The organism is Tritonibacter mobilis F1926, from assembly GCF_000376545.2.
GTDB classification, from domain to species: domain Bacteria; phylum Pseudomonadota; class Alphaproteobacteria; order Rhodobacterales; family Rhodobacteraceae; genus Epibacterium; species Epibacterium mobile.
The window spans coordinates 11,499-38,486 of sequence record NZ_CP015232.1; the positions used below are offsets into that span (position 1 = coordinate 11,499).

At 62.3% G+C, this 26,988-nt stretch carries 21 protein-coding genes; 14 read left to right on the plus strand and 7 right to left on the minus strand.

Annotation, left to right across the window (positions count from 1 at the left end; genetic code table 11):
- Positions 1–29: 29 nt before the first annotated feature.
- Positions 30–3,464 (minus strand): molybdopterin-dependent oxidoreductase, encoded by a 3,435-nt coding sequence (locus K529_RS21530; RefSeq protein WP_046002235.1) that lies wholly within the window; start codon positions 3,462–3,464, stop codon positions 30–32.
- Between the two features lie 83 nt (positions 3,465–3,547).
- Here K529_RS21530 and K529_RS21535 point away from each other — a divergent pair, with 83 nt between their 5' ends.
- From K529_RS21535 to K529_RS21575, 9 genes are all read left to right on the plus strand, one after another.
- Positions 3,548–4,441, plus strand: a complete 894-nt coding sequence (locus tag K529_RS21535; protein ID WP_005649539.1) for a LysR family transcriptional regulator — start codon at positions 3,548–3,550, stop codon at positions 4,439–4,441.
- Positions 4,442–4,645: 204 nt separating this feature from the next.
- Entirely contained in the window at positions 4,646–5,677 is a 1,032-nt protein-coding gene (locus K529_RS21540; protein ID WP_046002234.1) for an ABC transporter ATP-binding protein, read from the plus strand.
- Positions 5,674–6,759 (plus strand): ABC transporter ATP-binding protein, encoded by a 1,086-nt coding sequence (locus tag K529_RS21545; RefSeq protein ID WP_046002233.1) that lies wholly within the window; start codon positions 5,674–5,676, stop codon positions 6,757–6,759. Before K529_RS21540 ends, K529_RS21545 begins: the two co-directional genes overlap by 4 nt.
- A 49-nt stretch (positions 6,760–6,808) precedes the next feature.
- A complete protein-coding gene (locus K529_RS21550) occupies positions 6,809–8,335 on the plus strand; it encodes an ABC transporter substrate-binding protein (RefSeq protein ID WP_046002232.1) in 1,527 nt (508 codons plus the stop codon).
- 85 nt (positions 8,336–8,420) lie between these two features.
- Positions 8,421–9,365: an ABC transporter permease gene (locus K529_RS21555; RefSeq protein WP_046002231.1), complete on the plus strand. Its 945-nt coding sequence runs from the start codon at positions 8,421–8,423 to the stop codon at positions 9,363–9,365.
- A 1-nt stretch (position 9,366) separates the two neighbouring features.
- Positions 9,367–10,242, plus strand: coding sequence for an ABC transporter permease (locus K529_RS21560; protein ID WP_046002230.1), 876 nt, complete (start codon positions 9,367–9,369; stop codon positions 10,240–10,242).
- 21 nt (positions 10,243–10,263) lie between these two features.
- On the plus strand, positions 10,264–12,054 hold the full coding sequence (locus K529_RS21565; RefSeq protein WP_046002229.1) for a gamma-glutamyltransferase family protein: 1,791 nt from the start codon (positions 10,264–10,266) through the stop codon (positions 12,052–12,054).
- Positions 12,051–12,800, plus strand: a complete 750-nt coding sequence (locus K529_RS21570) for a DUF1028 domain-containing protein (RefSeq protein ID WP_046002228.1) — start codon at positions 12,051–12,053, stop codon at positions 12,798–12,800. The genes K529_RS21565 and K529_RS21570 overlap by 4 nt, the downstream gene beginning before the upstream one ends.
- 107 nt (positions 12,801–12,907) lie before the next feature.
- Positions 12,908–13,648 (plus strand): FadR/GntR family transcriptional regulator, encoded by a 741-nt coding sequence (locus K529_RS21575; protein ID WP_046002227.1) that lies wholly within the window; start codon positions 12,908–12,910, stop codon positions 13,646–13,648.
- A 2-nt stretch (positions 13,649–13,650) separates the two neighbouring features.
- On the opposite strand, the gene K529_RS21580 is transcribed toward K529_RS21575, so the two are convergent.
- From K529_RS21580 to K529_RS21605, 6 genes are all read right to left on the minus strand, one after another.
- Positions 13,651–14,454 carry an ATP-binding cassette domain-containing protein gene (locus tag K529_RS21580; RefSeq protein WP_046002226.1) on the minus strand — a complete coding sequence of 268 codons (804 nt, stop codon included), beginning with the start codon at positions 14,452–14,454 and terminating at the stop codon, positions 13,651–13,653.
- Positions 14,451–15,311: an ABC transporter ATP-binding protein gene (locus K529_RS21585; RefSeq protein WP_046002225.1), complete on the minus strand. Its 861-nt coding sequence runs from the start codon at positions 15,309–15,311 to the stop codon at positions 14,451–14,453. The genes K529_RS21580 and K529_RS21585 overlap by 4 nt, the downstream gene beginning before the upstream one ends.
- Positions 15,308–16,159, minus strand: a complete 852-nt coding sequence (locus K529_RS21590; protein ID WP_005638758.1) for an ABC transporter permease — start codon at positions 16,157–16,159, stop codon at positions 15,308–15,310. Before K529_RS21590 ends, K529_RS21585 begins: the two co-directional genes overlap by 4 nt.
- Positions 16,152–17,123, minus strand: coding sequence for an ABC transporter permease (locus K529_RS21595; protein WP_005638755.1), 972 nt, complete (start codon positions 17,121–17,123; stop codon positions 16,152–16,154). Before K529_RS21595 ends, K529_RS21590 begins: the two co-directional genes overlap by 8 nt.
- 79 nt (positions 17,124–17,202) lie before the next feature.
- Complete coding sequence (locus K529_RS21600) at positions 17,203–18,729, minus strand: ABC transporter substrate-binding protein (RefSeq protein WP_005638752.1); 1,527 nt, start codon at positions 18,727–18,729, stop codon at positions 17,203–17,205.
- Between the two features lie 10 nt (positions 18,730–18,739).
- Complete coding sequence (locus tag K529_RS21605) at positions 18,740–20,305, minus strand: phytoene desaturase family protein (protein WP_046002224.1); 1,566 nt, start codon at positions 20,303–20,305, stop codon at positions 18,740–18,742.
- A 96-nt stretch (positions 20,306–20,401) separates the two neighbouring features.
- Here K529_RS21605 and K529_RS21610 point away from each other — a divergent pair, with 96 nt between their 5' ends.
- The 5 genes from K529_RS21610 to K529_RS21630 are packed head-to-tail and all read left to right on the plus strand — an operon-like array spanning position 20,402 to position 26,956.
- Complete coding sequence (locus K529_RS21610) at positions 20,402–21,193, plus strand: cyclase family protein (RefSeq protein WP_005659081.1); 792 nt, start codon at positions 20,402–20,404, stop codon at positions 21,191–21,193.
- 4 nt (positions 21,194–21,197) lie between these two features.
- The gene (locus tag K529_RS21615) at positions 21,198–22,757 is read left to right on the plus strand and encodes a phytoene desaturase family protein (RefSeq protein ID WP_046002223.1); all 1,560 of its coding nucleotides are present in this window, start codon (positions 21,198–21,200) and stop codon (positions 22,755–22,757) included.
- Positions 22,754–23,224 (plus strand): MarR family winged helix-turn-helix transcriptional regulator, encoded by a 471-nt coding sequence (locus K529_RS21620; protein WP_005663921.1) that lies wholly within the window; start codon positions 22,754–22,756, stop codon positions 23,222–23,224. The genes K529_RS21615 and K529_RS21620 overlap by 4 nt, the downstream gene beginning before the upstream one ends.
- A 58-nt stretch (positions 23,225–23,282) precedes the next feature.
- Positions 23,283–25,433 carry a thiamine pyrophosphate-dependent enzyme gene (locus tag K529_RS21625; protein WP_046002222.1) on the plus strand — a complete coding sequence of 717 codons (2,151 nt, stop codon included), beginning with the start codon at positions 23,283–23,285 and terminating at the stop codon, positions 25,431–25,433.
- A complete protein-coding gene (locus K529_RS21630; protein ID WP_046002221.1) occupies positions 25,430–26,956 on the plus strand; it encodes an indolepyruvate oxidoreductase subunit beta family protein in 1,527 nt (508 codons plus the stop codon). The genes K529_RS21625 and K529_RS21630 overlap by 4 nt, the downstream gene beginning before the upstream one ends.
- Positions 26,957–26,988 lie beyond the last annotated feature (32 nt).

The following is a 26,988-nucleotide window of genomic DNA, read 5'->3' on the forward strand; positions in this document are numbered from 1 at the left end:
CGCGCGCTGGCTGCGAATGGTTTGCTGGGTCAGGCGTCGATCACCACATCGCTCAACGGCACCGCCTGACAAGCAAGGCAATGCTCCGCCTCTTCAAAGGCAAGCTCGGTTCGGTGCATTGTCCGCCCGTCGATCACCCGCAGGCGGCAGCTTTCGCATTGGCCCGCGCGGCAACCGCTCGCAAGGGCCAGCCCCTCCCGCTCCGCCAGATCCAGCAGGCTCCCGGCGGCTCTGGTCCAGCGGAGCGTCTTGCCGCTCTTGGCGAACTGAACCTCAAATGGCCCCTCCGGAAGCGGCCTGTCCGCCACCGGCGATACGAAGGCCTCTTTGTGCAGGTGCTCTTTCGGGTGGCCCGCCTGCGCCAAGGCCCGCTCCACCGCGGCCATCATCGCAGGGGGGCCACATTGATAGACCTCGGGCACCTGCCCCGCCCAGTCGCGCAGGATATCCCCGGCCGTCACAAACCCACCTTTGTCGTGGGTTGCGCCAATGCGATCCACCGGCAACGGCTCACTGTAAATATCGACCAGCTGCAGATTGGGCAGCTGCTTTTGCAAGTGCTCCAGCCGGTGGCGATAGGCATGCCCGGCACTGTTACGGTTGGCGTATATCAGCCGCAGCGGATGCGAAAGACCAAGCGCCGCAGCGGTCTCCAGATAGCTCAGGAATGGCGTGATCCCGATTCCTCCCGCCACCATCACCAGCGGTCGCTCCATCGCAATCGGCAGGGTAAAGCGACCCGAAGGCGCCTTTAGCGCGACACGGGTGCCACGTGTCAGAGCAGTGTTGATAAACCCCGACATCACGCCCCCCGGCAGGTCCGCACGATCTGCGGGCGCGGGCACGTGGCGCACCGTGATCTGATAGCGCTCGCGCTCGGGATCAACTGCCGCCCCCACCAACGAATAGCAGCGCACAACCGGCGCATCCTGACCCGCGATCTGCGCCCTCAGCGTGATGTGCTGACCGGGCAGGAAATCCGGCAACCGCGCCATCCCGACAATCGCAAACCCAACGCGCGTACACCCGCGTGCGACCTCTTCGACCTCTGTGACCACCGCCTCGCGAAACCCTTGCCACGCAGGTTTGACACTGCCGCTGCCCGCAAGCGGTCGCAACGCGCAGCGGGTAGAGCGATGCGGCGCAGAGCCACTGATCGGGTCGCACTGCGCCGCCGAAATCAGCCGGTTGTAATTCGCCCCCTTGCCCGAGAACGGATCATACCCCCCCAGCCCCAATGGCGCATTGGCCTGCCACCAGCCATAGCTGCCCACCGCCACATCCGGGTGCAGGTCGGTATCAAAGATCACCTGCATCCGGGCCGTCCCATGCGGCGAGACCAGCTCTGCCCAGTCTCCGTCCTCTAGCCCCTGCGCCTGTGCCGTGTCGGGGTGAACCCACACCTGCGGTTGTCGCATTCGTTTGCGCAAAGAGACCACATTGCGATGTTGCGAGTGGCAGAAATAGCCGTTCTTGGCCGTGGTCAGCCGCAAGGGGTAGGCGTGATGATCCTCGCCCTGCACTTCGCTCTGGAAACGCGGCACCGGCTCATACCAATGGTTCAAGAGCCGCTCGGAATAGATCTCCACCAGCCCGGTCGGTGTCTGAAACCCGCGCAGGCCCGTGTCCACCTGTTCCGCGAATTTCGCCTCACGATAGGTCAACGGGCGCGAGATGCCCTTGGGGTTGGCGCGCAGATCCGCCAGCCGCAATCCGCTCGGTTGCAGCTGCCAATCCCGCGCCGCGTCGATATCGCCATCGAAAAACGCATCTCCCAGCCCCAGACGGCACGCAAGATCAAAGACGATCTCTGTATCGGAACGCGACTCTCCTGCAGAAGGGACCACCGCCGGGCGCAGCTGCACCAGACTCTCGGCGCTTTGGCTCACGTCAAACCCATTGCGCAGGGCCTCGCGTTCCCATGGCGTATTGGCGGGCAAAAGATAGTCCGCAAACCGCGCCGTCGGGGTTTCCACGCTGTCGATCTGCACATGAAACTCCAGCGCCTGCAGCGCCGCCACGGCCATATCCGTATCCCCCTGAGACACCGACATATTCGCGCCAAACCCAACCAGAGCCCGCACCCGATAGGGCTCCCCCTCAAGGATCGCAACATAAAGATCGCGGGCCGTGACCCAGCCCTGCGATGGCGGGCCAAGGGGGCGCGCCGGATACCCCAGCGCCTTTTCAATCTGCCCCTCCGGGAACTGATTAAAATCCGTCACCGCATGCATCGGGTGCTTTTCATAAGCCACATTGCCGCCCCGCCGGTCATAGCCCCCTTTGAGCGCCATCAGCAGGGCAATGGCGCGGTCCGTCTGGGTGGCCTCCCGGTGCTGTCCAACCCCGGACCAGCAATAATAGGCCACCCGCTTCGCGGCGATCAGCGTCTCGGCGGCGCGCAGAATATCCTCGGCGGCGATGCCCGTTTCTGCCGCAGTCCGCGCCACGGTCCACGGCGCGCAGGCCTCCTCGTAACGGACAAAGGCCGTCCGGCATGCCACAGGGCCAAAGACCGTCTCAACCTCCATTTTGGTGCGCAGTTGCAGGCCCTGATGATCGGCGTCAAAGCTCCGGCTTTTGGGGTCGTAAAACACCAAACCGCCCGCCGCATCGGCAGCAACATATCGCCCGCCCCCCACAACGCCGGTCACCTCTTCTTCACGCAGGAACGCTCCGGTCTCATCCTTCACCAACAGGCTGGCGTTGCTCCAGCGGCGCAGAAAATCAGCATCATAGGCCTGCCGCGAGATCAGGATCTGTGCCAGACACATCGCCAGCGGCCCATCCCGCCCCGGCAGGACGCGCAGCCAATGATCCGCCCCCTGCGCATAGCCCGCTCTGCGCGGATCAACCGACAGGATCTTGGCCCCGCGCGCCCGTGCTGCGGCGATCTGCGTCGCCTGATCCAGCCAGACCGCACTGGGGTTAAACCCCCACAGCAGGATCGCATCGGCGTTCTCATAATCGGGGTAAAGAATGCCAGACCCATAGGTGAACTTATGCGCGTGGTCCTTGTGCCAGTTGCAAATTTCCGTGGCGTAGACGGTGTTTGGACTGCCAAACAGACGGATGAACCGCTCCACCCATTCGATCGAGTCACTCATTGGCGTGCCGCTTGGCGTGGTCACGCCAAAGCCAACGGCCTCTGCCCCGTCGCGTGTTTTGATCGCCTCCAGCCGCTGCGCGATATCTTGAAGCGCCTGCTCCCACGTCACCCGCTCCCAGCCCGGATTAGGATCGGATTTCGGGGTGGTGCGACGCTGCGGATAAAGCAGACGATCCGGGTTGCCCCAAATCTCCGGCGCGGCCTTTCCTTTCAGGCAGAGCGCCTTTCCCGTCGGGTGATCCGGGGCGGGTTTTGCCGCGATCAACTGATCCTCGCGCACTTCAAAGCGCGCCCCGCAGCGCGACCGGCACAGACAGCAAAAGCCGTCGATTTCACGTGTTGTGGATGCTGGCATATCATGTCCTCCGCCCCACAGAGTGTGGCGGGCGGATGGCAATAGCTAGTTTTTATATTTTATCACTGATATTGATTTCATTTATGCTTCCCACCATTCGCCAGCTTGAATTTTTTGTCGCCACCGCTGAAACCGGGCAGATCTCGCGCGCGGCCGCCATGGTCAACGTCACGCAGTCCTCAATCACCATCGCAATCCGGCGGTTGGAGGACATGCTTGGCTATGCGCTGTTCACCCGGAAATCCCATGGCGTCGAACTGACCGCACAGGGCGAGAGCTTTTTGCGCCACGCGCAAGCCATCCTCTCCGCGCTGCACGAGGCGGTTGAGCCTCCCACGGAAGCCGACTCCGATATTTCTGACACGGTCAATCTGGCAGTGACGGACACCATTTCGGGCTATTACCTGCCCACCGTCTGGCTGCGCCTGTCGCGGCTGCATCCAAGGCTGAAACTCGTGGTGACAGAGGCAAGTCGCGCGCAGATCGAAGACGGATTGCTGACAGGCGCCTATGATCTTGGTCTGGCGCTCACCTCGAACCTGCCCAATCCGGACCGCTACCATCTGCGCCGGGTGATGTCGTCGCCGCGCAATCTCTGGCTGGCGGCCAATCATCCGCTGGCGATGCGCGAAACGGTCGGCTTTGCCGATCTTGAGGATGAAAACTATATCCTGCTCACCATGGATGAGCATGAAAACACCATGCAAAATGTTTGGGCAGAGCACGGCTTCACCCCCAACATTCTGTTCAAAAGCCAGTCCATGGAGGCCCTGCGCAGCATGGTCGCGCATGGGATGGGGGTCAGCATCCTCTCCGATATGGTCTTTAGATCGTGGTCGCTCGAAGGACAGCGCATTCTGCGCAAACCGCTCAGCGATCGGGTGCCCAATATGGACACCGGGATATTCTGGCTGCGACAAACCCCGATGCGCGCCGCCAGCCGGGCGATTGTGGATTGTATCTGCCGGGGCAGCTGACCCGCAGCGATTGCGCTCTCAACTCACGGCGTCGCAGGGGAATTTTCCCCCGCGCCCCCTGCTGCATTTCTAGGCAACAGCTCCACATCCGCCAGCGTTTCCGTCCTGATCCCGCGTTTTGGACCCGCGCAAAGGTTGACACATCCGATTCGTGAACCAATAGTGAATTGGTTCGATCTATTCCTCGCAGCCAAGGAGCCACGGATGTCGCCAGATCCCAGCCCACTCTCGCCACCCGACACGGGAGATCAGGGGAGCGATATTCTCAGCTTGCGCGATTTTCGCCTGCGTTTTCGCGGGCAGCCGGTCCCCACCGTGAACGGGATCGACCTCAAGGTCGCAGCGGGCGAGATCCTCTGCATTGTGGGTGAATCCGGCTGCGGCAAGAGTGTGACAGCCATGTCGATCATGGGTCTTTTGCCACCAAAATCCTCCGAGGTGCTCAGCGGGAGCCTTGATTTCCTCGGAAAATCCTATGATTTGCGACACGAGAACCTGCCCGCAGGTCAGCGCGGAAATCAGATCGCGATGATCTTTCAGGAACCGATGACCTCGCTCAACCCGTCCTTTACGGTGGGCAATCAGATCGCGGAATCGGTGCTACAGCATCAGGGCGGCAGCCGCGCTGAGGCCATGGAACGCACCCATGACATGCTTGTCAAAGTGGGCATTCCCGCACCGCGCCAACGGCTGAACGAATACCCGTACCAATTGTCCGGTGGTATGCGACAGCGGGTGATGATCGCCATGGCGCTGGCCAATGACCCGAAACTTCTGATTGCGGATGAGCCGACAACCGCGCTGGATGTGACCATTCAGGCGCAGATCCTCGATCTGATCCGCGACTTGCGTCGCGAGACCGGCATGGGCACGATGATGATCACCCATGACCTTGGCGTGGTTGCCGAAATCGCCGACAGCGTGGCGGTGATGTATGGCGGCGAGGTGGTCGAATACGGCCCCGTGACCGAGATTTTCGACAATCCGCAGCACCCCTACACAATCGGCCTGATGAGCGCGATGCCGCGCCTCGATCAGCCCGGTGGACGGCTGGCGATTGTGCCCGGATCGGTGCCGAGCATGGCCAATATGCCGTCGGGCTGCCGCTTTCGCAGCCGCTGCGCCTTTGCCCATGCGCGCTGCGCCGACCCCGCCCCAAAGATAGAGGCCGCACCGGGCCATTCCGTGGCCTGTCACTTTGCCCCGCTGGAACGAAACCTCGCGGTGACAGCATGAGCAATGATGTGATCCTAACGGCTAAGGGGCTGACCAAACGTTTTGGCGGCGGCGGATTTATGGCCAAATCCCCCGTGGTGCAGGCGGTGAGTGACATCTCGCTGGAAATCCGCCGGGGCGAGACCTTTGCCATTGTCGGCGAATCCGGCTGTGGCAAATCCACTCTTGCCCGCCTGTTGATGCGATTGCTGGACCCCACCGAGGGGCAGGTGACCTTTGACGGTCAGGACATCAGCCATGTCACCGGAGCCGATCTGACCCGACTGCGGCGCGATATGCAGTTCATCTTTCAGGACCCGTTTTCCTCGCTCAACCCGCGCATGACCGTGGGCAAGCTGATTGGCGAACCCTTGGAGGTCCACGCGCCCGACCTCAGCGCCCGCGACCGCCGCCAGAAGGTTGCGAAGCTCTTGCAACAGGTCGGCCTGCCCGCCGAGCACGCCAACCGCTATCCGCACGAATTTTCCGGCGGCCAGCGCCAGCGCATCGGCATTGCCCGCGCGCTGGCCTCCGGGCCAAAGCTGGTGATCGGAGATGAGCCGGTTTCGGCGCTGGATGTCTCGGTGCAGGCGCAGGTGATCAATCTGCTGGGCGATCTCAGCCGCGATCTCGGCCTGACGCTGGTGGTGATCGCCCATGACCTCGGCGTGATCCGCCATATGAGCGACCGGGTCGCAGTGATGTATCTGGGCCGCATCATTGAGATGGGCACCGCCGCCGAAGTGTTTGAACAGCCCCGTCACCCCTATACGCAGGCGCTCCTGGCCTCGATCCCGGCGCCGCGCAGTGCAGAGACCCCGCGCGCACAGCTCTCGGGAGAGATGCCTAGCCCCTCTGCCCCGCCACCGGGTTGCGCCTTTCACACCCGCTGCCCGCACGCGACTTCGGCGTGCAGCGCCGCAATCCCGGCGATTACGCCGGTTGGCAACAGCCACAGCGTCGCCTGCCACCGCTGGCAGGACATTCCCGTCCCCGAAGGACAAACCGCAGAGCCCGCGCGATCAGACCAGGCAGAGTCCCGCTTTGCCCTGTATCGCGGGGCGCTGGCGGGGGGCGCGGTGCAGCACGGCCCCCACGAATAACAAGACCAAGAAACCACTGCCAAAGGACCAACAGAGAGGACCACACGATATGACCCTGCTGAAACCCACCCTGATGGCGGCGCTCCTCAGCGCCACCGCGCTTGGGCTGGCCGCGACCGGAGCCAGCGCCAAGGATCTGCGCATCGGCCTGCAATCGGACGCCGATGTCCTGGACCCCGATCAGTCGCGCACTTTTGTGGGGCGCATCGTCTATGCCTCGCTCTGTGACAAGCTGGTGGACATCACCCCCGATCTGGAAATCATCCCGCAGCTGGCGACCGCATGGCAGCTGTCTGACGATGGCAAGACCATCACCATGCAGCTGCGCGAAGGCGTGGTGTTCCATGATGGCACGCCCTTTAATGCCGAGGCCGTGGCCGCCAATATCGAGCGCTCCAAAACGCTCGATGAATCGCGCCGCAAGTCCGAGCTGGCCTCTGTGACCTCCACCGAAGTCACCGGCGACTATGAAATCAAACTGCACCTCGCAGGCCCCGACGCCACCTTGATGGCACAGCTTGCAGACCGCGCGGGCATGATGCTGTCGCCCACCGCCGCCGCCGAGGCGGGCGCGGATTTTGGGCTCAATCCGGTCTGCTCCGGCCCCTTCCGTTTCGAAGAACGTGTGGCGCAGGACAAGATCGTGCTGAAACGCTTTGCCGATTATTGGAACGCCGATGCGATCAGCTTTGACAGCGTGACCTTCCTGCCGATCCCCGACACCACCGTGCGTCTGGCGAACCTGCAATCCGGTGATATCGACATGCTGGAACGTCTCGCCGCCACCGATCTGGCGCAGGCCAAAGCAGACGCCAGCATCACCGTCGCAGATGCGGTTTCTCTGGGATATCAGGGCATTACCTTTAACATCGGCAATGGTGACAAGAGCGACAACCCCTGGGGCAATGACAAACGTCTCCGGCAGGCGCTCAGCTACGCCATCGACCGCGCGGCGCTCAATCAAGTGGTCTTTGAGGGCGCCTTTGCCGCGGGCAACCAGCCCTTCCCGCCAACCTCGCCGTGGTATGACACCGACTACCCTGTGCCCGCACGCGATGTGGCCAAGGCCAAGGAACTGCTGGCCGAAGCAGGCTACGCCGACGGCATCGAACTGGAAGTACAGGTGCCCAACACCACTGTGCCGCTGCAACTGATGCAGGTGGTGCAGGCGATGGTGGCCGAGGCAGGCATCAACCTGAAGATCGTCTCGAAAGAATTCGCAACCCTCTTGGCCGATCAATCCGCTGGCGATTTCACCGCAAGCCAGATCGGCTGGTCCGGGCGCGTTGATCCCGATGGCAACATCCACGGCTTTGTCACCACCGGCGGCGGGCTGAATGATGCGAAATTCTCCAACGCCGATGTGGATGCGGCCCTGAACGCCGCCCGCGTTGCCCCCGACCTTGAGGCCCGCAAAGCCTCTTATGATGCCGCGCGCGATGTGCTGATCGACGAGTCACCGCTGGTCTATCTCTATCACCAGACATGGATCTGGGCGCTGAGCGACAAGATCGAGGGCTTCACCCCCTATCCGGACGGGATGATCCGTCTCGAAGGTGTGACCTGGTCCGAGTGATCCTGCCGCGCCCTGCCGCCAACTCTTGCGGCGGGGCGCATCTGTCTACCGGTGTAACAGCCCCGCAACCTCACAGGCTTGGTTTATGCTCCTGTTTCTGACGCGCCGCATCCTGATCGCGCTGCCCACGATCATATTGATCTCGATCTTTGTCTTTGCCCTGCAAAAGCTGCTGCCGGGTGATCCGCTTCTGGTGCTGGCGGGCGAGGAACGCGACCCGGCGGTGCTGGAACTCCTGCGCGAGAAATACCGCCTGAATGATCCCATCGTGGTGCAGTATTTCACATGGGTCTCCAACGCCTTGCAGGGCGATCTCGGGATTTCGCTGCGCACCAACCAACCCGTCACCGAACTGATGCTGCAAAAGCTGCCGGTGACGCTGCAACTGGCGGCGATGTCGATGATCTTTGCGCTGGTGATCGGCGTGCCTGCGGGCATCCTGTCGGCCTATAAAAAGGGCTCGCTCACCGATTATATCGCCAATGTCGTCGCGCTCTCGGGCCTGTCGATCCCGAATTTCTGGCTTGGGATCATGCTGATCCTTCTGGTGTCGGTAAAATGGCAGCTGCTGCCCGCCTCCGGCTATGTGCCGCTGTCAGAGGATTTCGTGCAATCCATTCGCACCATGCTGATGCCCTCCTTTGTGCTGGGCACCGCATTGGCGGCCACCATGATGCGGCACACGCGCTCCGCCATGCTGGGCGTTCTGAGCGCCGATTACGTGCGCACCGCCCGCGCCAAAGGTTTGACCGAGCGCCGCGTGGTGTTGAAACACGCCTTTCGCAATGCGCTGACGCCGATTGTGACGCTCACGGCGCTGCTGTTTGGCGAACTCGTCGCAGGTGCCGTCCTGACGGAGCAGATCTTCACCATCCCCGGCTTTGGCAAAATGGTGGTGGATGCCGTCTTTAACCGCGACTACGCCGTGGTGCAGGGCATCGTTCTGGTGACTGCCGTGGGCTTCATTTTTATGAATCTGGTGGCGGACGCGCTCTATTTCATTTTGAATCCACGACTGAGAGGGCAGTGAGATGACCGAGGCCACAGCCCCCATGGCGCAGGAACAGATCGGCAAGGCCGAAAACCGCGTCTGGAAGAAATTCCGCAGCCATCGCAGTGCCTTGCTCGGCGGCATCCTTGTCAGTTTCTTTGTGCTGATCGCGGTGCTGGCACCGATCCTGCCGATCCCCGATCCCGCCGCCACCTCGTGGAGCGCGGTGCGCAAAGCCCCCTCCATGGCCCATTGGATGGGTACGGACGAAATTGGCCGCGACGTGATGGCCCGCCTGATCTGGGGCGCGCAGGCCTCGCTTCTGGCAGGCGTCGTCTCGGTGGGCATCGCCATGTGCCTTGGTGTGCCGCTCGGCATTCTGGCGGGCTATTTCGGCGGCTGGACAGATGCCATAATCTCGCGCTGCACCGAGGCGCTCTTGGCCGCGCCCTTCCTGATCCTCGCGATTGCGCTGGCGGCTTTCCTTGGCCCCTCGCTCACCAATGCGATGATCGCCATCGGGATTTCGGCAACCCCGATTTTTATCCGCCTCACCCGTGGGCAGGTGCTCAATGTGCGCTCCGAGGATTATGTCGACAGCGCCCGCGCCATTGGCCTGCCGACGCCAAAGATCCTGCGCCGCTATATCCTGCCCAATGTGCTGCCGCCGATCCTCGTGCAGGCGACGCTGACCATCGCCACCGCCATCATCGCGGAGGCGTCCTTGTCCTTTCTCGGCCTCGGCCAGCAAGCCCCCGCACCCAGCTGGGGGTCGATGCTGAACACCGCCAAGAATTTCCTCAACCAAGCCCCCTGGATGGCCATGTGGCCGGGCATCTCGATCTTTCTCGTGGTGCTGGGCTTCAACCTTCTCGGCGACGGGCTGCGCGATGCGCTGGACCCGCGCGAGCACTAAAAAGACTAAGGGAGACATATAATGTCCGATTTCACCACCCGGCCCGAGATCCGCGGCACCTTTGGGGTTGCCACCTCGACCCATTGGATCGCCTCCGCTGTGGGCATGAGCATTCTGGAAAAAGGCGGCAATGCCTTTGACGCCGCCGTTGCCACCGCGCTGGTGCTGCAAGTGGTGGAGCCGCATCTGAACGGCCCCGCAGGCGATATGCCCGCGATCTTTCACAGCGCGACCACCGGCGAAACAAAGGTGCTCTGCGCTCAGGCCGTCACCCCCGCCGCCGCCACCATTGACCACTACAAAGCCCAAGGTCTGACCCTGATCCCCGGCTCGGGGCTGCTCGCCACCGTGGTGCCCGGGGCCTTTGACGGCTGGATGCTGATGCTGCGCGATCATGGCAGCATGTCCCTGCGCGAGGTGCTGGAACCGGTGGTTTACTACGCCCGCGATGGCCACCCGATGTTGCCGCGCGTGGCCCACACCATCGCAGGCCTTCAGTCGTTTTTTGAGGCCGAATGGCCCAGTTCGGCTGCCGTCTGGGCGCCAAATGGCGAGGCTCCAAAACCCAACGCCCTGTTTAAGAACCCCGATCTGGCCCGCACTTACGCGCGTCTCATTGAGGCCGGCGAAGCCGCAGGCGAGGACCGGGTGGCCCAGATTGACGCGGCGCGCACCGAGTGGCGCGAGGGCTTTGTCGCGGATGCGATCTTTGACTACCTCAAGGACGCCTGCGTGATGGATGTCTCCGACAAGAAACACAGCGCGGTTCTGGCCCCCGAGGACATGAAAAACTGGCGCGCCTCTTATGAGGACACCCTCACCTATGAGTATGAGGGCTGGACCGTCCACAAGACCCACGCCTGGAGCCAAGGCCCGGTTCTGCTGCAAGCACTGGCGATCCTCAAAGGCTTCGACCTTGGCAAAATGGACCCGATGGGCGCAGAATTTGTGCATACGGTGACCGAGGCGATGAAACTCGCCTATGCCGACCGCGAGGCCTACTACGGTGATCCCGCGCACTCGGATATCCCGATGGAATATCTCCTGAGCGAGGACTACAACGTCGAGCGGCGCAAGCTGATCACCACTGAGGCCTCGACCGAGCAGCGCCCGGGCCGGGTGCCGGGGTTTGAACATCTGGCCGATGCCTATGTTGAGCGCGCCGCACGGGATTTCAACGTGGGCCAAGTGGCCGCACAAGAGCCGACCATGTCGCATCTGACGGAAAAACGCGGCGATACCGTGCATCTCGATGTGATCGACCGCTGGGGCAATATGGTCGCCGCGACCCCCTCGGGCGGCTGGCTGCAAAGCTCGCCGGTCATTCCGGGCCTTGGCTTTCCGCTCAACTCCCGCGCCCAGATGTTCTGGCTGGAGGAGGGCCTGCCCACCTCGCTCGCGCCAAATCGTCGCCCGCGCACCACGCTGACACCGAGCCTTGCGGAAAAGGACGGCATGCAGCTGGTCTTTGGCACGCCGGGCGGTGACCAGCAGGACCAATGGCAGCTCATCTGGTTCCTGCGCTTTGTGCATTTTGGCATGGAGTTGCAGCAATGTATGGACGCGCCGCTGTTCCACTCAATGCACTTTCAAGGTTCGTTCTTCCCGCGCGAGGTGCGCACCGCAGAGATGATGCTGGAGCCGAACTTTGGCGCGGCGGTCATTGAGGATTTGCGCGCCCGTGGTCACAAGGTGATCGTGGCCGATCCATGGACCGTTGGTCGTCTGACGGCGGCCCTGCGGGAACCCGATGGGCTGATGCGCGCGGCTGCAACGCCGCGCCTGATGCAGGCCTACGCGGTGGGCCGATGACCTTTTCGCTGATCGCAAAGGACCCGGCGGACGGCGCGATTGGCGTGATCGTCGCCTCCCGCTTCTTTGCCTGCGGGGCGGCGGTGCCTTATGTGGGGGCCGCCGTCGCGGTCGCCACGCAGGCCTTCTGCAACCCGGTCTGGGGCACCGAAGGCCGCCGCCGTCTGACAATGGCAGAGAGCGCCCAAGACGTGCTTGGCGATTTTGTCAGGCGCGATGCGGGTCAGGCCATCCGTCAGGCGCATATGCTGGATGCGCAGGGCAATTTTGCGGCCCACACCGGTGCTGATTGCGTTGACTGGGCCGGGCATCTGGTCGCGCAGGATCACTCCGTTGCGGGCAATATGCTGGCGGGCCCCGAGGTCATCAAAGCCACCTCCGAGGCCTACGCCGCCCAGACCGACCTGCCCTTTGCACAGCGCCTGATTGCCGCGATGCAGGCAGGCGAGGCCGCAGGCGGGGACAAGCGCGGACGCCAGGCGGCAGGTCTGGTGATCCATCGCGGCGAGGATCACCCATGGCTTGATATCCGCGCCGATGATCACAGTGACCCTTTGGCGGAGCTGGCGCGGCTCTGGGATGTGGCGCAGGAACGCTATGTGCATTTCGCCAAAGCCATGCCCACCGCGGCCAATTTCTCCGGCCTGCCCACGCGCGAGGGGATCGACGCCGACATCCAGCGCGCCGAGGCTGCGCGCAAGGCGGCAGGGATCATCAGCCGCTCTTATGCGACCGACGCGGAGTGACGCACATTGACAGAAGGCCGGACACATTCCCCGGCCTCTTGCATTAAACAATTGACCTCTGCCCCGGCAGGCTTTTCTTTGCCGGAAATTTCAGGGAACCTGCACTTATGTCGTCATCCAGCCGCAACTCCTCGATCGAGCCGATCAAGCAGCAGGTCTTGGCCCTGATCCGCTCGGGCAGCCTTGCGGCGGATGGCAAACTCCCGACCGAGCGGGTGCTGGCCGAACAATTTGACGTCAGCCGCCGCGCGGTGCGTCAGGCGCTCGACAGTCTGGAGGAACAGGGGCTGGTCTGGCGCAAACAGGGCAAGGGCACCTTTGCGGGACAGCCCGCCGACCCCACCGGCGATCTCGCGGCGCGGATTGCAGGGGACACCGATGCGCTGCAGGTGATGGAAGCGCGCCTGTGTATCGAGCCGGAGCTTGCAGCCCTATGCGCCAAACGGATGCAGCCCGATGAACTTGCGCGTCTGCGCCGTCTGGCGCAGCGACAATTTGAATCCAGCGGGCCAGAGGCGATCGAACTCTGGGACGGGGCGTTTCACCGGCTGATTGCGCAATGCGCCCGCAATCGCCCGCTGCTCACGGCCTTTGCGCTCTTGGACAAGATCCGCTCCAATCCGGAATGGATTCGCATCCGGGCCAAAGCGCGCAGCGCGCCCTCGCTGGAGGTGTCGCACTGCGAACATGTCACCATCATCGAGGCGATTGCGGCCCAGAACCCCGAACTGGCGCGCACCGCCATGCGCGATCACCTGACCACGCGGTTTGACGCGCTCCGGCAGGAAATGGACCCAGCAGACGCGGCCTGGGCCTCCGTATTGTTCGACCCGGACACCGGCGCCTGATCTCAAAGCCAGGCCGCATCCACCTCCGGCAGTGGGATCGCATCCAGCAAATCGCGCGTGTACTGGGCCTGCGGCTGCGCAAATAAATCCGCCGTCGCCGCGTGCTCCACGATCTCACCTTGGTACAGCACCAATGTGGTGCCACAAAGCCGCCGGATCACCGACAGATCATGGCTGACAAAGGCCAGCGTCAGCCCCATCTCGGCCACCAGCCGCTCCAAGAGTGTCAGCACCTGCGCCTGCGAGGACACATCCAGCCCCGAGACAATCTCATCGGCGAGGATGAACTCCGGCTCGGTGGCAATGGCACGGGCAATACCGACGCGCTGGCGCTGGCCGCCAGAGAGCTCATGCGGGAAGCGATGACGAAACGCCAGCGGCAGCCCCACCTGTGACAGCGCTTGGCTGACCCGGTCCTTCACATCGTCAAACCCATGCAGCCTGAGCGGCCCCGCAATGATCCCGCCCACCGTGCGGCGCGGATTGAGCGAGGACATCGGATCCTGAAAGATCATCTGAAACCGCTTGCGCAGGGGCCGCAGCGCCGCCTCATCCAGATGGGTGATATCGCGCCCTTCAAACTCCACCAGCCCGGCCGAAGGTTCCAGCAGCCGCACCAGTGCGCGGCCCAAAGTGGATTTGCCGGAGCCAGAGCCGCCCACGATGCCCAGCACCTCGCCGCGCGCAATGTCAAAACTCAGCCCCTTCAGCACCTCCACCCGTGGCGCAGCCCCAAACAGGGGCTTTTGCGCCAAGAGCGGGAACGACAGCCGCAGATCACGGACGCGGTAAATCGGCTCGCTCATGTCGTGGTCCTTTCGGCAAAATCGAGTTGCGCCTGCAGATCGTCAAGGATGCTTTGCGGCACCGGCGTCAGGCTCTGGTCGGGATCGGTATATTTGGGCGTCGCCGCCAAAAGCGCGCGCGAATAGGCATGCTGTGGCGCAGCAAAAAACGCATCAACCGAGGCCTCTTCGAGCACCATGCCGCCAAACAGCACCGTCAGTTTCTGACAGATCTTGGCCACCACCCCCAGATCATGGGTCACGAACAAAAGCGCCGTGTTGTGGCGCTGCTGCATTTCCTTAATGAGGCGCAGGATTTGTTTCTGCACCGTCACATCCAGCGCAGTCGTCGGCTCATCCGCGATGATGAGTTTCGGCTCCGCCGCAAAGGCTGAGGCAATCAGCACCCGCTGCCGCATCCCGCCCGACAGCTCATGCGGATAGCTCTGCATCACCCGCTTGGGGTCCGGGATATGAACCTCTGCCAACAGCTCCAGCGCGCGGGTCTCGGCGTCACGCTTGCTCCAGCCCAGAATATCCACCAGCCGCCGTGTGATTTGCGGCCCGATCCGGCGCACCGGGTTGAGCGCGGTCAGCGGGTCCTGCGGTATAAGCGCCGCCGTCTGGCCGATCACCCGACGCCGCTCTGCGGGGCGCAGCGCCAGCAGGTTCTGCCCATCAAGGCGGATCTCGCCGCCGGTGATGCGAATGGCGCCGGGCAGCGTGCCAAGGATCGCCTTGCCGATCATGCTCTTGCCCGCGCCGCTTTCGCCCACCAGCGCGCGCACTTCGCCTGCGGCCACATTGAGCGAAACATCACGCAGGATCGGCACCGGACCCACACGCGCACTGAGGGAGGTGATTTCAAGAAAGCTCATCGCAGCACCGGATCGAAATAGTCCTTCAGCCCCTCGCCCAATTGGCTAAAGCTGAGGACGGTGAAAAACAGACAGACCAGCGGGAACACCAGCACCCACCACGCCTGATGGATCGATACGCGGCCCTCGGAAATCATCGACCCCCATGTGGGATCATCGGTCGAGATTGAGAGGTTCACAAAGGACAGGATCGCCTCGACAATCACCGCGATGCCCATCTCCAGCGTCAAGAGCACCACCATGGTCGGCAGCACATTGGGCAGGATCTCAAGCAGCATAATGCCAATGCGCTTGTGCCCCGTCACCTGCGCCGAGGCCACGTAATCCATCGCCCCCTGCGTCATCGCTTCGGCTCGGATCACGCGGGCAAACCGCGTCCAGTCGATCACCACAATTGCGATGATGATCGACGTCAAACCTGTCCCCATCACCGCGATCAGGAGGATTGAAAACAGCACCGGCGGAAAGGCCATCCAGATGTCGATGAAGCGCGAAATCAACAGATCCGGCCAGCCGCGATAATATCCTGCAATCAGCCCCAGCGCGGTGCCCAGCAGACAGGTCAGCACCCCGGCAATCAGCCCCACAAACAGCGCCACCCGCGCGCCATAAAGAAGACGGCTCAGCACATCGCGGCCCAGCGAGTCCGTGCCCAACAGGTACCCCGGCTCCGCGCCGGGCAGCCAGAACGGCGGCATCCGTCCCAGAAACAGATCCTGCATCAGCGGATCTTTGGGCGCCAAAAGCGGCGCAAAAACCGCCCCCAGCACCAAAAGCGTGAGCCAGCCACCCGAGAGCCACAAGCGTGGCCCAATGGGGCGCTTTAGTGCACTGCGCGCATCAGCCATGTCGCAACCTCGGATTAAGCAGCGCATAGGTCAGATCAACGATCAGGTTCACCAGCGTGAACATCAGCGCAAACAGGATGACGATGCCCTGGATCAGCGGCAGATCGCGGTTGATCACCGCATCAATCGCCATATTGCCAAGGCCTTCATAGGAAAACAGCCGCTCGATGATCACCGTGCCGCCAATCAGAAACGTGAACTGCACCCCCACCAGAGTCAGCGTCGGCAGGATTGCGTTTGGCAGCGCTTCGCGGGTGATCACCCGGTTTTCGCCATACCCATGCGTGCGCGCCAGCGTCACGTAATCCAGATGCATGGTTTCCTTGAGCGATTGCTTCAGCAGCTGTGCAATAATCGCTGCCAGCGGAATGGCCAGCGCCAGTGCGGGCATGAACATATGGCTCACCAGATCAAGCCAGATATCAAACCGAAGCCGCAGCACGCTCTCAAAGAGGTAAAAGTTGGTGGCAAACGGCAGATCCAGCGCCGGGGAAACCCGGCCCGAGATGTGAAACACCGGCCAGAGCACCCCAAAGAGCAGGATCAACAATAGCCCCCACAGGAAATCCGGCACCGAGAGTGCCATGCCGTTGGTGACATCAATCGCCCCCTCCGTGCGTGTGCCCCGGTGTCGCGTGCCCGTCAGGGCCAGCACACTGCCGATCACAATGGCGATCACCAGCGCCATCACCGCCAGTTCAATGGTGGCAGGCAGACGCCCCAGCACCAGCGACAGAACCGGCTGGCGGGTGCTGATCGAGGTTCCAAAATCCCCCTGCAGCACACCTGCGACCCAGATCACAAATTGCTCGGGCAGGGATTTGTCAAACCCATAGAGCGCCTTGAGGCGTGCGATATCTTCCTCGCCCGCGCCGGGGGGCAGCATCATGGCGATGGGGTTTCCGGGCACCACCCGGATCACAAAGAATACAATGACCGCCACGCCAAACAGCGTGATCAGCATGGAAAGAAGGCGGGTGAGAAGGGCTCTGACTGGCATATATGCATGAGGGGCAGCCCATCTGCCGGGCTGCCCACCTTCCTTATCCGCGCGTCATCAGCGCAGGCAGCAAGGCACCCGAGGTATGCGGCACCACCTTCACGCCCCGCGCATGCAGGATCGGCTGCACATACTGGAACAGCGGCAACACCAGCGCATCCTCGGCGATCTTGCGATCCACCGCTTTCCAGCCTTCGATGCGCTTGGCCTCATCTGCTTCGCCCCAGAGCGGGCCGATCATCGCTGCGAGGTCTTCGCCGTCCCAGACCGAATGCGGCGAGGGGCCAAACATGGCAAATCCGGTCGATGTGGTCGGATCGCCAATGGAGTTGCCCCAGTTGTAAAACGCCGCCGGAGCCAGTTGGTCTGTCGCGCGCAGCTCGTAATGTTTGGCGACCTCATAGACCTCGATCTCGGCCTCAATCCCGACCCGACGCCACAGGCCCACGATCGCCTGAATGATCTCGTAATCCTTGGGCTTGAAGCCACGGGTGGTCTGGATCTTGAACTTTACCGGATTGTCCGGCCCATAGCCCGATTTCGCCAGCAGCGCCTTGGCCCCGTCGGGATCATAGGGCGTGGTGATCGACGCGTCATAGGCCGCATATTCCGGCGTTTGCAGCGTATCAATCGGCACGCCATACCCCGACAAGAGCCGGTCCACGATGGCCTGTTTGTCCACCGCCATCACCGCCGCCTTGCGCACGTTGGGGTCTATCATCACCTCGATATCGTTAAAGAAAATCATCGCGATGTCAGAGACGGGATGCGCCACCCCCTCCAGTTTGCCCGCCTTCAGGCGATCAAATTCTTCGTAAGGCATCTCCAGCGTGACATGGGCATTGCCGGATTCCGCCTCCGCCACCCGCGCCGCCGCGTCGGTCACAAATTTGATGGTTACCGTCTCAAATTCCGGCTTCGGCCCCCAATAATCGCCAAAGGCCTTGAGGCGCACAAAGGCGTTGCGCTCGTATTTCTCGACCATATAGGGGCCAGAGCCGATGGGCGCGGCCTCAAACCCTTCGGCACCAACGCGCTCGATATAGGCTTTGGGCCGCACATAGCCGGTGAGGAACGACATCCATTTGAAAATCGTCGGCTCAAACCGCAAAACATCTGCGGTGATACGCTGGCCATCGATCTGGAAATTGCCCACCGTGGACCAGATAAACTGGATCGGGTTGCCGCCATCCGGGTCGGCTGCGGTCTCAAGGCTCCAGACCACATCCTCGGGCGTCAGATCCGTGCCATCATGCCATTTGACGCCCTCGCGCACGGTCATGAAGATCTGGCTCTTGTCGTCGTTCCAGCCCCAATCGGTCACGATCCCCGGCACCTGAGACAGATCCGTGTCCTGCGCGATGAACAGGTCAAACACCGATTGATACATGCCCTGCAAGGTCGGGTTCACCGCCGACAGCCCCACGGTCGGGTCCCAACTGGGCAATGAGACGTTATTGGCAATCACCAATTCGTCGATATTTTGGGCAAAGACGGGCAAGCCCACCGCTGCCAATGAAATCGATGCCGCGCCGAGCTTGAGCAAGCTCCTTTTGCTGAGTGTCGTCATGTTGTCCTCCCTATGACGCCAGTTTTTGGCCGAGTAGAAACCCCGCGCCCGCCCCGGTGCCTGCACCGGGCCAGACCGCAGCGCCTGTGTGAAACAGGCCCTCAATGGGGGTACTTCCGTCCGAGCGGCCAAACATCGGGCGGTACAGGAAATGCTGCGACAGATGGTGCGAGCCGCAAATCTGGTCTCCTCCAACCAGATTGGGGTTGTCTGCCTCAAGCATGTCCGGGGTCACCACTTTCTGAGCGATGATCTTGGCCCGTGTGCCGGGCGCATAGCGTTCCAGAATATCAAGGGCGCGATTGGCCATAGGCTCCGCGGCCGCCTGCCAGTCGCGCGCGCTGATCTGCCCCGCCGCATCGCCTTTGATGTCGCCGGGCACCATACGCACCTGCATCCAGAGCACATGTTTGCCCTCCGGCGCGCGGCTGGGGTCAATCGCCGTCGGCTGCCCCACCACCACCACGGGTGCGTCGGGCAATAGCCCCGCCTGCGCCTGCTGATAGGTGCGCGCCATCTGGTCCATGTCCGGTGCCAGATGCACATAGGCAAACTGGCGCAATTCCGGGTCCGCGCGCCAATCGGGCAGATCCTCCATCGCCAGATGGATCATCATCGTCCCCGGCGCATGGCGGAATCTCTTTAGTTTCTGCTGATAATCGGGGGTCTCCTCCCCCATCAGCTTTGCCAGATGTTTGGGAGCGACATTGGCGATCACCGCGCGCTGCGCCTGACAGATGCGGCCATCAGCCAGACGCACGCCCGTGGCTTTGCCGCCCTCGATCAGCACATCCGTGACCGGCGCATTGGTCCAAATTCGCCCGCCTGCGCCCTCGATACAGGCGACCATCGCCTTGATGATCGTATCCGCGCCGCCCTCGCCGATCACCATGCCAAAGCTCTGATTGGCCATGGCTTCCAGATAGGGAAACACCGCGCCCCCGGCGATGTCGGGGGCAAAATCCAGATGCATACCCCAAGCGGCCAGCGTCGATTTCACCTGCGCGCTTTCAAAGGTACCGTCCAGCCAGCTACGCGGCGACGACAGCAAAAACCGCAGCAGCTCTAATGCGCCGCGCGTGCCCTCCTTGCGCCACAGCCGCCACAGGATCTTGGCGAGGGGCCAGAACTTAAACGGGGTTCCCAGCAGCGCAAAGATATGTTCGGCCCGCGCCGGGAACTGGTCACTGAGCGCCCCCCAGACTTCCCCATCGTTATTTGCAAATGCAGAAATATTCTTCGCATTGCGGCTACGGTCATTGGTGATGCCCAGCCATGTGTCATCGCCAAAGGCGGTGGCAAAGCAGCGCTCTGCGGGCACAAAGCTCAACCCCGCCGCCATCAGCTCTGACTGAAAGCGCTGAAAGAACGGTGATCCGGCGAATAAAGACAGGTTCATCGCAGCCCAGTCGTGCCGAAACCCCTCTGCAGTATAGGCGCCGGTCTTCACCGCGCCGCCAATCTCCGCCGCTTGTTCACAGATCAAAACGCGCCATCCACGGCTTTGCAGCACCATGGCACACGCCAAACTATTCAGCCCCGATCCAATGATCACGGCATCCGTTTTCTGGTCCATTTCTGGCCTCCCTCACGCATATTGTTTGCAAATGCAAATTTATTTGTCTAGCGTTGAATCACACCTACGGGGTCGATCTTTGCAAGGGAGGATGCAATGAACGCAGGAAACACACTGGCCAATCTGGGGCAAATGCTGGCGTCAGGCGCGGTTGAAATTATCGATTGCACGGGCGTATTGGGGCCCAACACCCCAATTCTGCAACTGCCTGAAGACTTTGCCAAAAACACACCCAAAGTCGAAATTCACAAGATCAGTGAATATGACGAGGACGGCCCGTTTTTTGCATGGAACTGGATGGTTCTGGGCGAACACTCAGGCACCCATTTCGACGCGCCGCATCACTGGGTCACCGGCAAGGATTACAGCGACGGGTTTACCGACACGCTCGACGTCAATCGCCTGATTGCGCCGGTCAATGTGATCGACTGTTCCAAGGAAAGCGCCGCGGATGAGGACTTTTTGCTGACCGCCGATCTGGTCAAAGCATGGGAGGCAGAGCACGGCGAAATCAACGCGGGCGAATGGGTGGTCATGCGCACCGACTGGGACCAGCGCGCCGGCGACGAGGCCAAATTCCTCAATGCCGATGAGAGCGGCCCCCACAGCCCCGGCCCCACGCCAGATTGCATCGAATATCTCTTGTCGAAAAAGATCGTCGGCTGGGGCAGCCAGTGCATCGGCACGGACGCAGGCCAAGCGGGCGCGATGGACCCGCCCTATCCCGCGCACAACCTGTTGCACCGCGACAATTGCTTTGGTCTGGCAAGCCTTGCCAACCTCGACAAGTTGCCCGCCAAAGGCGCGATCCTGATCGCAGCGCCCTTGAAAATCGAGCGTGGCACCGGCTCTCCGATCCGTGCCCTTGCGATGGTTCCCAAGGGCTAAGACCATGACAGATCACGTCATAATCGGGTCAGGGATCAACGCTCTGGTGGCCGCCGCCTTGTTGTCGCGCAAGGGGCGCAAGGTGGTGGTGCTGGAGCGTGAGGATCGTCTGGGCGGCTGCATGATGACCGCCGAGGCCACCCTGCCCGGCTTTTATCATGACGTGATGGCCGCGACGTTTGTGCTGTTTCTGACCTCGCCCGCCTACGGAGAGCTGGCGGGGGATCTGGCGCAGCACGGGTTTGAGCTCTGTCACACCACGCATCCCACCGCCGTGTTGCGCCCCAACGGGCGCGCCACCACCCTCAGCATGGACCGCGCCGCCAATATCGCGCAGTTCAACGCGCTGGCAGCAGGCGATGGCGACCAGCACGGCCGCGACGTGGGCGCGATCGAGGCGGATGCGGAGTTTCTGTTCTCGCTCCTTGGGGGCGAGCTTTGGCGCTGGCGCACCGCCCGGCTGATGCTGTCGCAAATCCGCAAACGCGGCCTCAACGGGCTGAAAACATGGTTTGGCGAGGCTCTGCGCCCCGCCCGCGCATGGCTGGAGCCCGCCTATCAAAGCCCCGACATTCAGGCCCTCTGGGCACCATGGGTGCTGCACACGGGCCTTACGCCCGAAAGCACCTATTCCGGTCAGATGGGCAAGGTCATCGCCTTTGCGTTGGAGGCCGCCGGTGCCCCCATCGTCAAAGGTGGCGCGGGCCAGGCGGTCGCCGCCTTCCGCGCGCTCATTGAATCCCACGGCGGTGAATTGCGCACAGGCGCCGATGTGGCAGAGATCATCACTCAGGACGGCAAGGCCCGTGGCGTGCGCCTTGCGGATGGCGAGGCGATCTGGGCCAGCTCGGTGCTGGCCTCGGTCACGCCTTCGCAACTCTATGGGCGACTGTTAAACGGCGCAGAAACTGCCCCCGAACAACAAGCGACGCAGAATTTCCGCCATGGGCGCGGCAATTTCCAACTGCATTATGCCCTCGACAAAATCCCGGAGTGGCGGGCCGATGGACTTGAGGGTGTGGCGTTGATCCATCTCGCAGATGGCATCGATTCCGTGTCCAAATCCGCCAATGAGGCCGAGCGCGGCCTCTTTCCCGAAACCCCCACCATCTGCGTCGGCCAGCCCCACCGGCTTGATCCCTCGCGCTGTCCAGAGGGCAAGGCGATCCTGTGGCTACAGATCCCCGACGCCCCGCGCCAGATCAAAGGCGACGCCAAGGGGGAAATCACCGGCAAGGATTGGGACGACACCACCCGAGAGGCCTTTGCCGACCGCATTGAGGCGATCCTTGCCCGCCACATCGCAAACTTTGACGACATCAAACTGGCCCGCCGCGCCTATTCCCCCGCCGATCTGCAACGGCTCAATATGAACCTCGTGGGCGGCGACCCTTATGGCGGCCACTGCGGCATTGATCAGTTTTTCACCTTTCGCCCGTTCCCCGCTTCCTGCAATGGGGCGACATCATTTTCCAACCTATATCACATCGGGGCCTCCACCCACCCGGGACCGGGTCTGGGCGGCGGCTCGGGGTACAACACAGCAAAGCGATTGGGCGGATGACGGAGCCACAGGAACAACAGCAAACACTCGGGGAAATCGGGCTGGAGAATTTCGCGCCCTACCTCATGAACCGCATTATGGGACGCTACAATGCGTCGATGCGCGAAGAACTGGCAGAGCTTGGCCTGACCACGCCAAAGATGCGCGCGCTGGCGGTGCTGGCGATGATCGACGGTCTTTTGATCGGCCAGCTCGCGGTTTATGCGGTGGTCGAATATTCCACCCTGTCGCGCTCGCTCGACGGGCTGGAGGCCGATGCATTGGTCGAACGCCGACCCGATATCGAGGACGCCCGCGCCACCCGCGTCTTTATCACCCCTGCCGGGCGCAGCACCTTTGAAAAAATCTGGCCGCGCATGGCAGAGGCCACGGCGCAGATGTTCGAAGGCATCTCTACCGACGAGCGGCGGGTTTTTACAACAACGCTGCAAAAGATGCTCCGCAACATTCGGGTGCATGATTTCTGATCCCCAATCAGCCGCCGCATACCACGCCACTCAGCAATATTAAGTCGCAAGGGACCCCATGGCAGAACGGTCATTCAAAAAAGAAGTCGAGGAACTGCGCGCAGGTGCAGGCGAAACCTTTACCGGCGAAGGCATTCTGGCCCTGACCAAGGCGCTTTTGGAAAATGGCGTGGGCTATGTCGGCGGCTATCAGGGCGCGCCGATTTCGCATCTGATGGATGTGCTGGCGGATGCGCAGGAGCTGTTGGGCGAATTGGATGTGCGCTTTGAGGCCAATGCCTCCGAGGCCGCAGCCGCTGCCATGCTCGCGGCCTCTGTTCATTATCCGATCCGCGGTGCGGTGACGTTCAAAGGCTCGGTCGGGGTCAATGTGGCTTCTGACGCGCTCGCCAACCTGTCGTCCTCCGGGGTGACTGGCGGCGCGGTGGTGATCGTGGGCGAGGACTACGGCGAAGGCTCCTCCATCATGCAGGAGCGCAGCCACGCCTTTGCAATGAAATCGCAATTCTGGCTGATGGACCCGCGCCCCAACCTGCCCTCGATCGTGAAATCCGTGGGCGACAGTTTCGAACTTTCCGAGGCTTCAAACACCCCCGTGATGCTGATGGTGCGCATCCGCAGTTGCCATGTCACCGGCAGCTTTGAATGTTCCGACAACCAGCGCCCGGCGCTGACGGTACGCGACGCGCTCAGCAATCCGCAAAAGGACTGGAACCGGGTGGTGCTGCCGCCGATGTCCTTTGCCCACGAACAGGATAAGATCAACACGCGCTGGCCCAATGCGGTACAGCACATCATCGACAAAGGGCTGAATGAATTCTTCGGCCCCAAAGAGGGCGAACTTGGCATCATCTGTCAGGGCGGCATGTACAACGGCGTCATCCGCGCGCTGCAGCGCCTCGGCCTTGCGGATATCTACGGCAACACCGAAATCCCGCTCTATTGCCTCAATGTCACTTACCCGCTGGTGGACAGTGAGGTGCTGCGTTTTGCGGCTGGTAAAAAAGCCGTCCTGATGATCGAGGAAGGCCAGCCTGAGTTTATCGAACAGTCGCTCTCCACCATATTTTTGCGCTCGGACCTGAAGGTCAAACTCCACGGCAAGGACGTCTTTCCCATGGCGGGCGAATACACCGGTCAGGTGATGTTCGACAGCATTTCGGAATTCTTGCGCCTCAATGCGCCGGGGCTATTGCCGGATAAGATGCGCGCGCCAAACCAGCCGCCGCCCGAAATCCCCGACCTCAGCAAAACCGTTCCGATCCGCCCCCCCGGGTTCTGCACCGGCTGCCCGGAGCGGCCGATCTTTGCAGGGCTGAAGCTCGCACAAGAGGAGCTTGGCACTCATCAGATCAGCGCCGATATCGGCTGTCATCTCTTTGCCGCGCTGCCGCCGTTTGAAATCGGCGGGGCCACCATGGGCTATGGTCTGGGGCCGGCCTCCAACGCGGCTTTTGACGGCGGCGGCGAGCGGCGCGCCATCTCGATCATTGGCGATGGGGGCTTTTGGCACAACGGGCTGTCGTCTTCGATCGGCAATATGGTGTTCAACAAATCCGACTCCGTCGCGGTGATCGTGGACAATTATTACTCTGCCGCCACCGGCGGGCAGGACATCCTCTCTAGCCGCGCCGACAATCCGACCAAATCCACCAAGAACCCGATCCCCAAGGCGCTCAAAGGGATCGGCGTGGAATGGATTCGCCACATCGACCACACCTATGATGTGGGCCGGATGCGCGATGTGTTCCGCGAGGCCCTCACCACCGATTACGATGGGCCAAAGGTGATTGTGGCCTCCTCGGAATGTATGTTGAACCGCCAGCGCCGCGAAAAACCGCTGCGCAACAAGGCGATCAAGGACGGCCAGCGCATGGAAATCCCGCGCTTTGGTGTGGATGAGGACATCTGCACCGGCGATCACGCCTGCATCCGCCTTTCGGGCTGCCCCTCCCTGTCGGTAAAACATCTCGATGACCCGCTGCGCGACGACCCGGTGGCGGCGATTGATCAGACCTGCGTGGGCTGCGGCAACTGTGGCGAGGTGGCGGATGCCGCCGTGCTCTGCCCCAGCTTCTACCGCGCCGATGTGGTGCATAACCCCGGCGGCTTTGAACGCTGGTGGAACAGGGTCTCCACGCGCGTCATCACTTGGCTGCAAACCCGTCGCGAGACCCGCCGCCTGACCTTTATGGAGGTGCCGCAATGAACGCCCTCACCCTGCCCGTCCGCACCCCGGACGAAAAACTCCAGAGCATCATCAAGATCGCCACCCTCGCCGTCGGCGGTCAGGGCGGCGGCGTCCTCACGGGCTGGATCGAGAGCGTGGCCCGCGCGCAAGGCTATGCCGCGCAGGCCACATCGGTGGCCGGGGTTGCGCAGCGCACAGGTGCCACGATCTATTATATCGAGATGGCCCCGATGGGCGACACCATGCCGGTGTTCTCGCTCGCGCCCACCAGCGGCGACGTTGACATTATGATCGCCGCCGAGCTGATGGAGGCCGGGCGCGCCATTATGCGCGGCTTTGTCACCCCGGATCGCACCACGCTCATTGCCTCGACCCACCGCGCGCTGGCGGTTTCGGAAAAAATGGTGCCCGGTGACGGCATCGCCAACGCGGATGAGGTGTTTGAGGCCGCCCGGCTTGCCTCGGACCAGCTCATCATGTTCGACCTTGATCGCATGGCCGCCGAGAATGGCTCGGTGATTTCCTCCTCGCTCTTTGGTGCACTTGCAGGCTCTGGTGCCCTGCCCTTCCCGCGCGCCGCCTTTGAGGACGCCATTCGCGCCTCCGGCAAAGGGGTCGAGGCCAGCTTGCGCGCCTTTGATGCCGCCTTCCGCCGCGCGCAATCCGGCGCAGACGCGCCCGAACCCTCTGCCGCAACGCCCCGCGCACCGACCACGCCCAAAGGCCCGGAGCCGCAGCTGCACGCCTGGCACGCGCTCGAAGAAGAGGCGCGCAGCATCGCCCCTATGGCCATTCTGGGCTTGCAAAAAACCGTTGAATTTCAGGACATTAAATATGGGCGCGAATATCTGGACCGGCTGCGGCGGTTTCACGATCTGCACCCCGATCATTCGACACTCCTGGAGGCCGCCTCTAAATATATCGCAAATGCGATGTGTTACGATGACATCATCCGCGTGGCCGATCTCAAAACCCGCCGCGCCCGGTTTGACCGCATCACGCAGGAGATGAAATCCGGCCAAAGCCCTGTGCATCTGACCGAGTTTTTCCACCCCCGCGGCGAGGAAATCGTCTCGCTCCTGCCCGCCGGTCTCGGGCGCTGGATCGAGGCCCGCCCACGCCTCAATGCGTGGATCGACCGCCGCCTCAACCGGGGACGCCGGGTGCGCACCCATCGTTTGTCGGGGTTTGTGACGCTCTATCTCTTGGGGGGCTTGCGCCGCATCCGCCGCAAGAGCCTGCGTCACGCGATAGAACAAGCCCATCTGGACGCATGGCAAACCGCCTGCCTCGATCTGGCCAAAACCGACGCCGCCGCCGCGACCGAACTCTTGGCCTGTCGCCGCCTCATCAAAGGATACTCTGACACCCATGTGCGGGGGCTGTCGAAATTCTCCCGCGTGATGGAGGCGGCAAAACTGGTCTATGGCCGCGATGACGCCGCCCAATGGATCGCCCGCCTGCGCGAGGCCGCCTTGCGCGACGAAAAGGGCGAGGAATTGAACGGCGCAATCAAAACCATCCAGTCCTTTGCCGGCTGACGCGCTGGTGATCTCAGGTAGGGTCTGGGCAA

What these genes read in the sequence shown, in the direction of transcription:
- K529_RS21530 (WP_046002235.1), bottom strand. Translation starts at nt 3,464, where the DNA reads ATGCCAGCATCCACAACACGTGAAATCGACGGCTTTTGCTGTCTGTGC.
- K529_RS21535 (WP_005649539.1), top strand. Translation starts at nt 3,548, where the DNA reads ATGCTTCCCACCATTCGCCAGCTTGAATTTTTTGTCGCCACCGCTGAA.
- K529_RS21540 (WP_046002234.1), top strand. Translation starts at nt 4,646, where the DNA reads ATGTCGCCAGATCCCAGCCCACTCTCGCCACCCGACACGGGAGATCAG.
- K529_RS21545 (WP_046002233.1), top strand. Translation starts at nt 5,674, where the DNA reads ATGAGCAATGATGTGATCCTAACGGCTAAGGGGCTGACCAAACGTTTT.
- K529_RS21550 (WP_046002232.1), top strand. Translation starts at nt 6,809, where the DNA reads ATGACCCTGCTGAAACCCACCCTGATGGCGGCGCTCCTCAGCGCCACC.
- K529_RS21555 (WP_046002231.1), top strand. Translation starts at nt 8,421, where the DNA reads ATGCTCCTGTTTCTGACGCGCCGCATCCTGATCGCGCTGCCCACGATC.
- K529_RS21560 (WP_046002230.1), top strand. Translation starts at nt 9,367, where the DNA reads ATGACCGAGGCCACAGCCCCCATGGCGCAGGAACAGATCGGCAAGGCC.
- K529_RS21565 (WP_046002229.1), top strand. Translation starts at nt 10,264, where the DNA reads ATGTCCGATTTCACCACCCGGCCCGAGATCCGCGGCACCTTTGGGGTT.
- K529_RS21570 (WP_046002228.1), top strand. Translation starts at nt 12,051, where the DNA reads ATGACCTTTTCGCTGATCGCAAAGGACCCGGCGGACGGCGCGATTGGC.
- K529_RS21575 (WP_046002227.1), top strand. Translation starts at nt 12,908, where the DNA reads ATGTCGTCATCCAGCCGCAACTCCTCGATCGAGCCGATCAAGCAGCAG.
- K529_RS21580 (WP_046002226.1), bottom strand. Translation starts at nt 14,454, where the DNA reads ATGAGCGAGCCGATTTACCGCGTCCGTGATCTGCGGCTGTCGTTCCCG.
- K529_RS21585 (WP_046002225.1), bottom strand. Translation starts at nt 15,311, where the DNA reads ATGAGCTTTCTTGAAATCACCTCCCTCAGTGCGCGTGTGGGTCCGGTG.
- K529_RS21590 (WP_005638758.1), bottom strand. Translation starts at nt 16,159, where the DNA reads ATGGCTGATGCGCGCAGTGCACTAAAGCGCCCCATTGGGCCACGCTTG.
- K529_RS21595 (WP_005638755.1), bottom strand. Translation starts at nt 17,123, where the DNA reads ATGCTGATCACGCTGTTTGGCGTGGCGGTCATTGTATTCTTTGTGATC.
- K529_RS21600 (WP_005638752.1), bottom strand. Translation starts at nt 18,729, where the DNA reads ATGACGACACTCAGCAAAAGGAGCTTGCTCAAGCTCGGCGCGGCATCG.
- K529_RS21605 (WP_046002224.1), bottom strand. Translation starts at nt 20,305, where the DNA reads ATGGACCAGAAAACGGATGCCGTGATCATTGGATCGGGGCTGAATAGT.
- K529_RS21610 (WP_005659081.1), top strand. Translation starts at nt 20,402, where the DNA reads ATGAACGCAGGAAACACACTGGCCAATCTGGGGCAAATGCTGGCGTCA.
- K529_RS21615 (WP_046002223.1), top strand. Translation starts at nt 21,198, where the DNA reads ATGACAGATCACGTCATAATCGGGTCAGGGATCAACGCTCTGGTGGCC.
- K529_RS21620 (WP_005663921.1), top strand. Translation starts at nt 22,754, where the DNA reads ATGACGGAGCCACAGGAACAACAGCAAACACTCGGGGAAATCGGGCTG.
- K529_RS21625 (WP_046002222.1), top strand. Translation starts at nt 23,283, where the DNA reads ATGGCAGAACGGTCATTCAAAAAAGAAGTCGAGGAACTGCGCGCAGGT.
- K529_RS21630 (WP_046002221.1), top strand. Translation starts at nt 25,430, where the DNA reads ATGAACGCCCTCACCCTGCCCGTCCGCACCCCGGACGAAAAACTCCAG.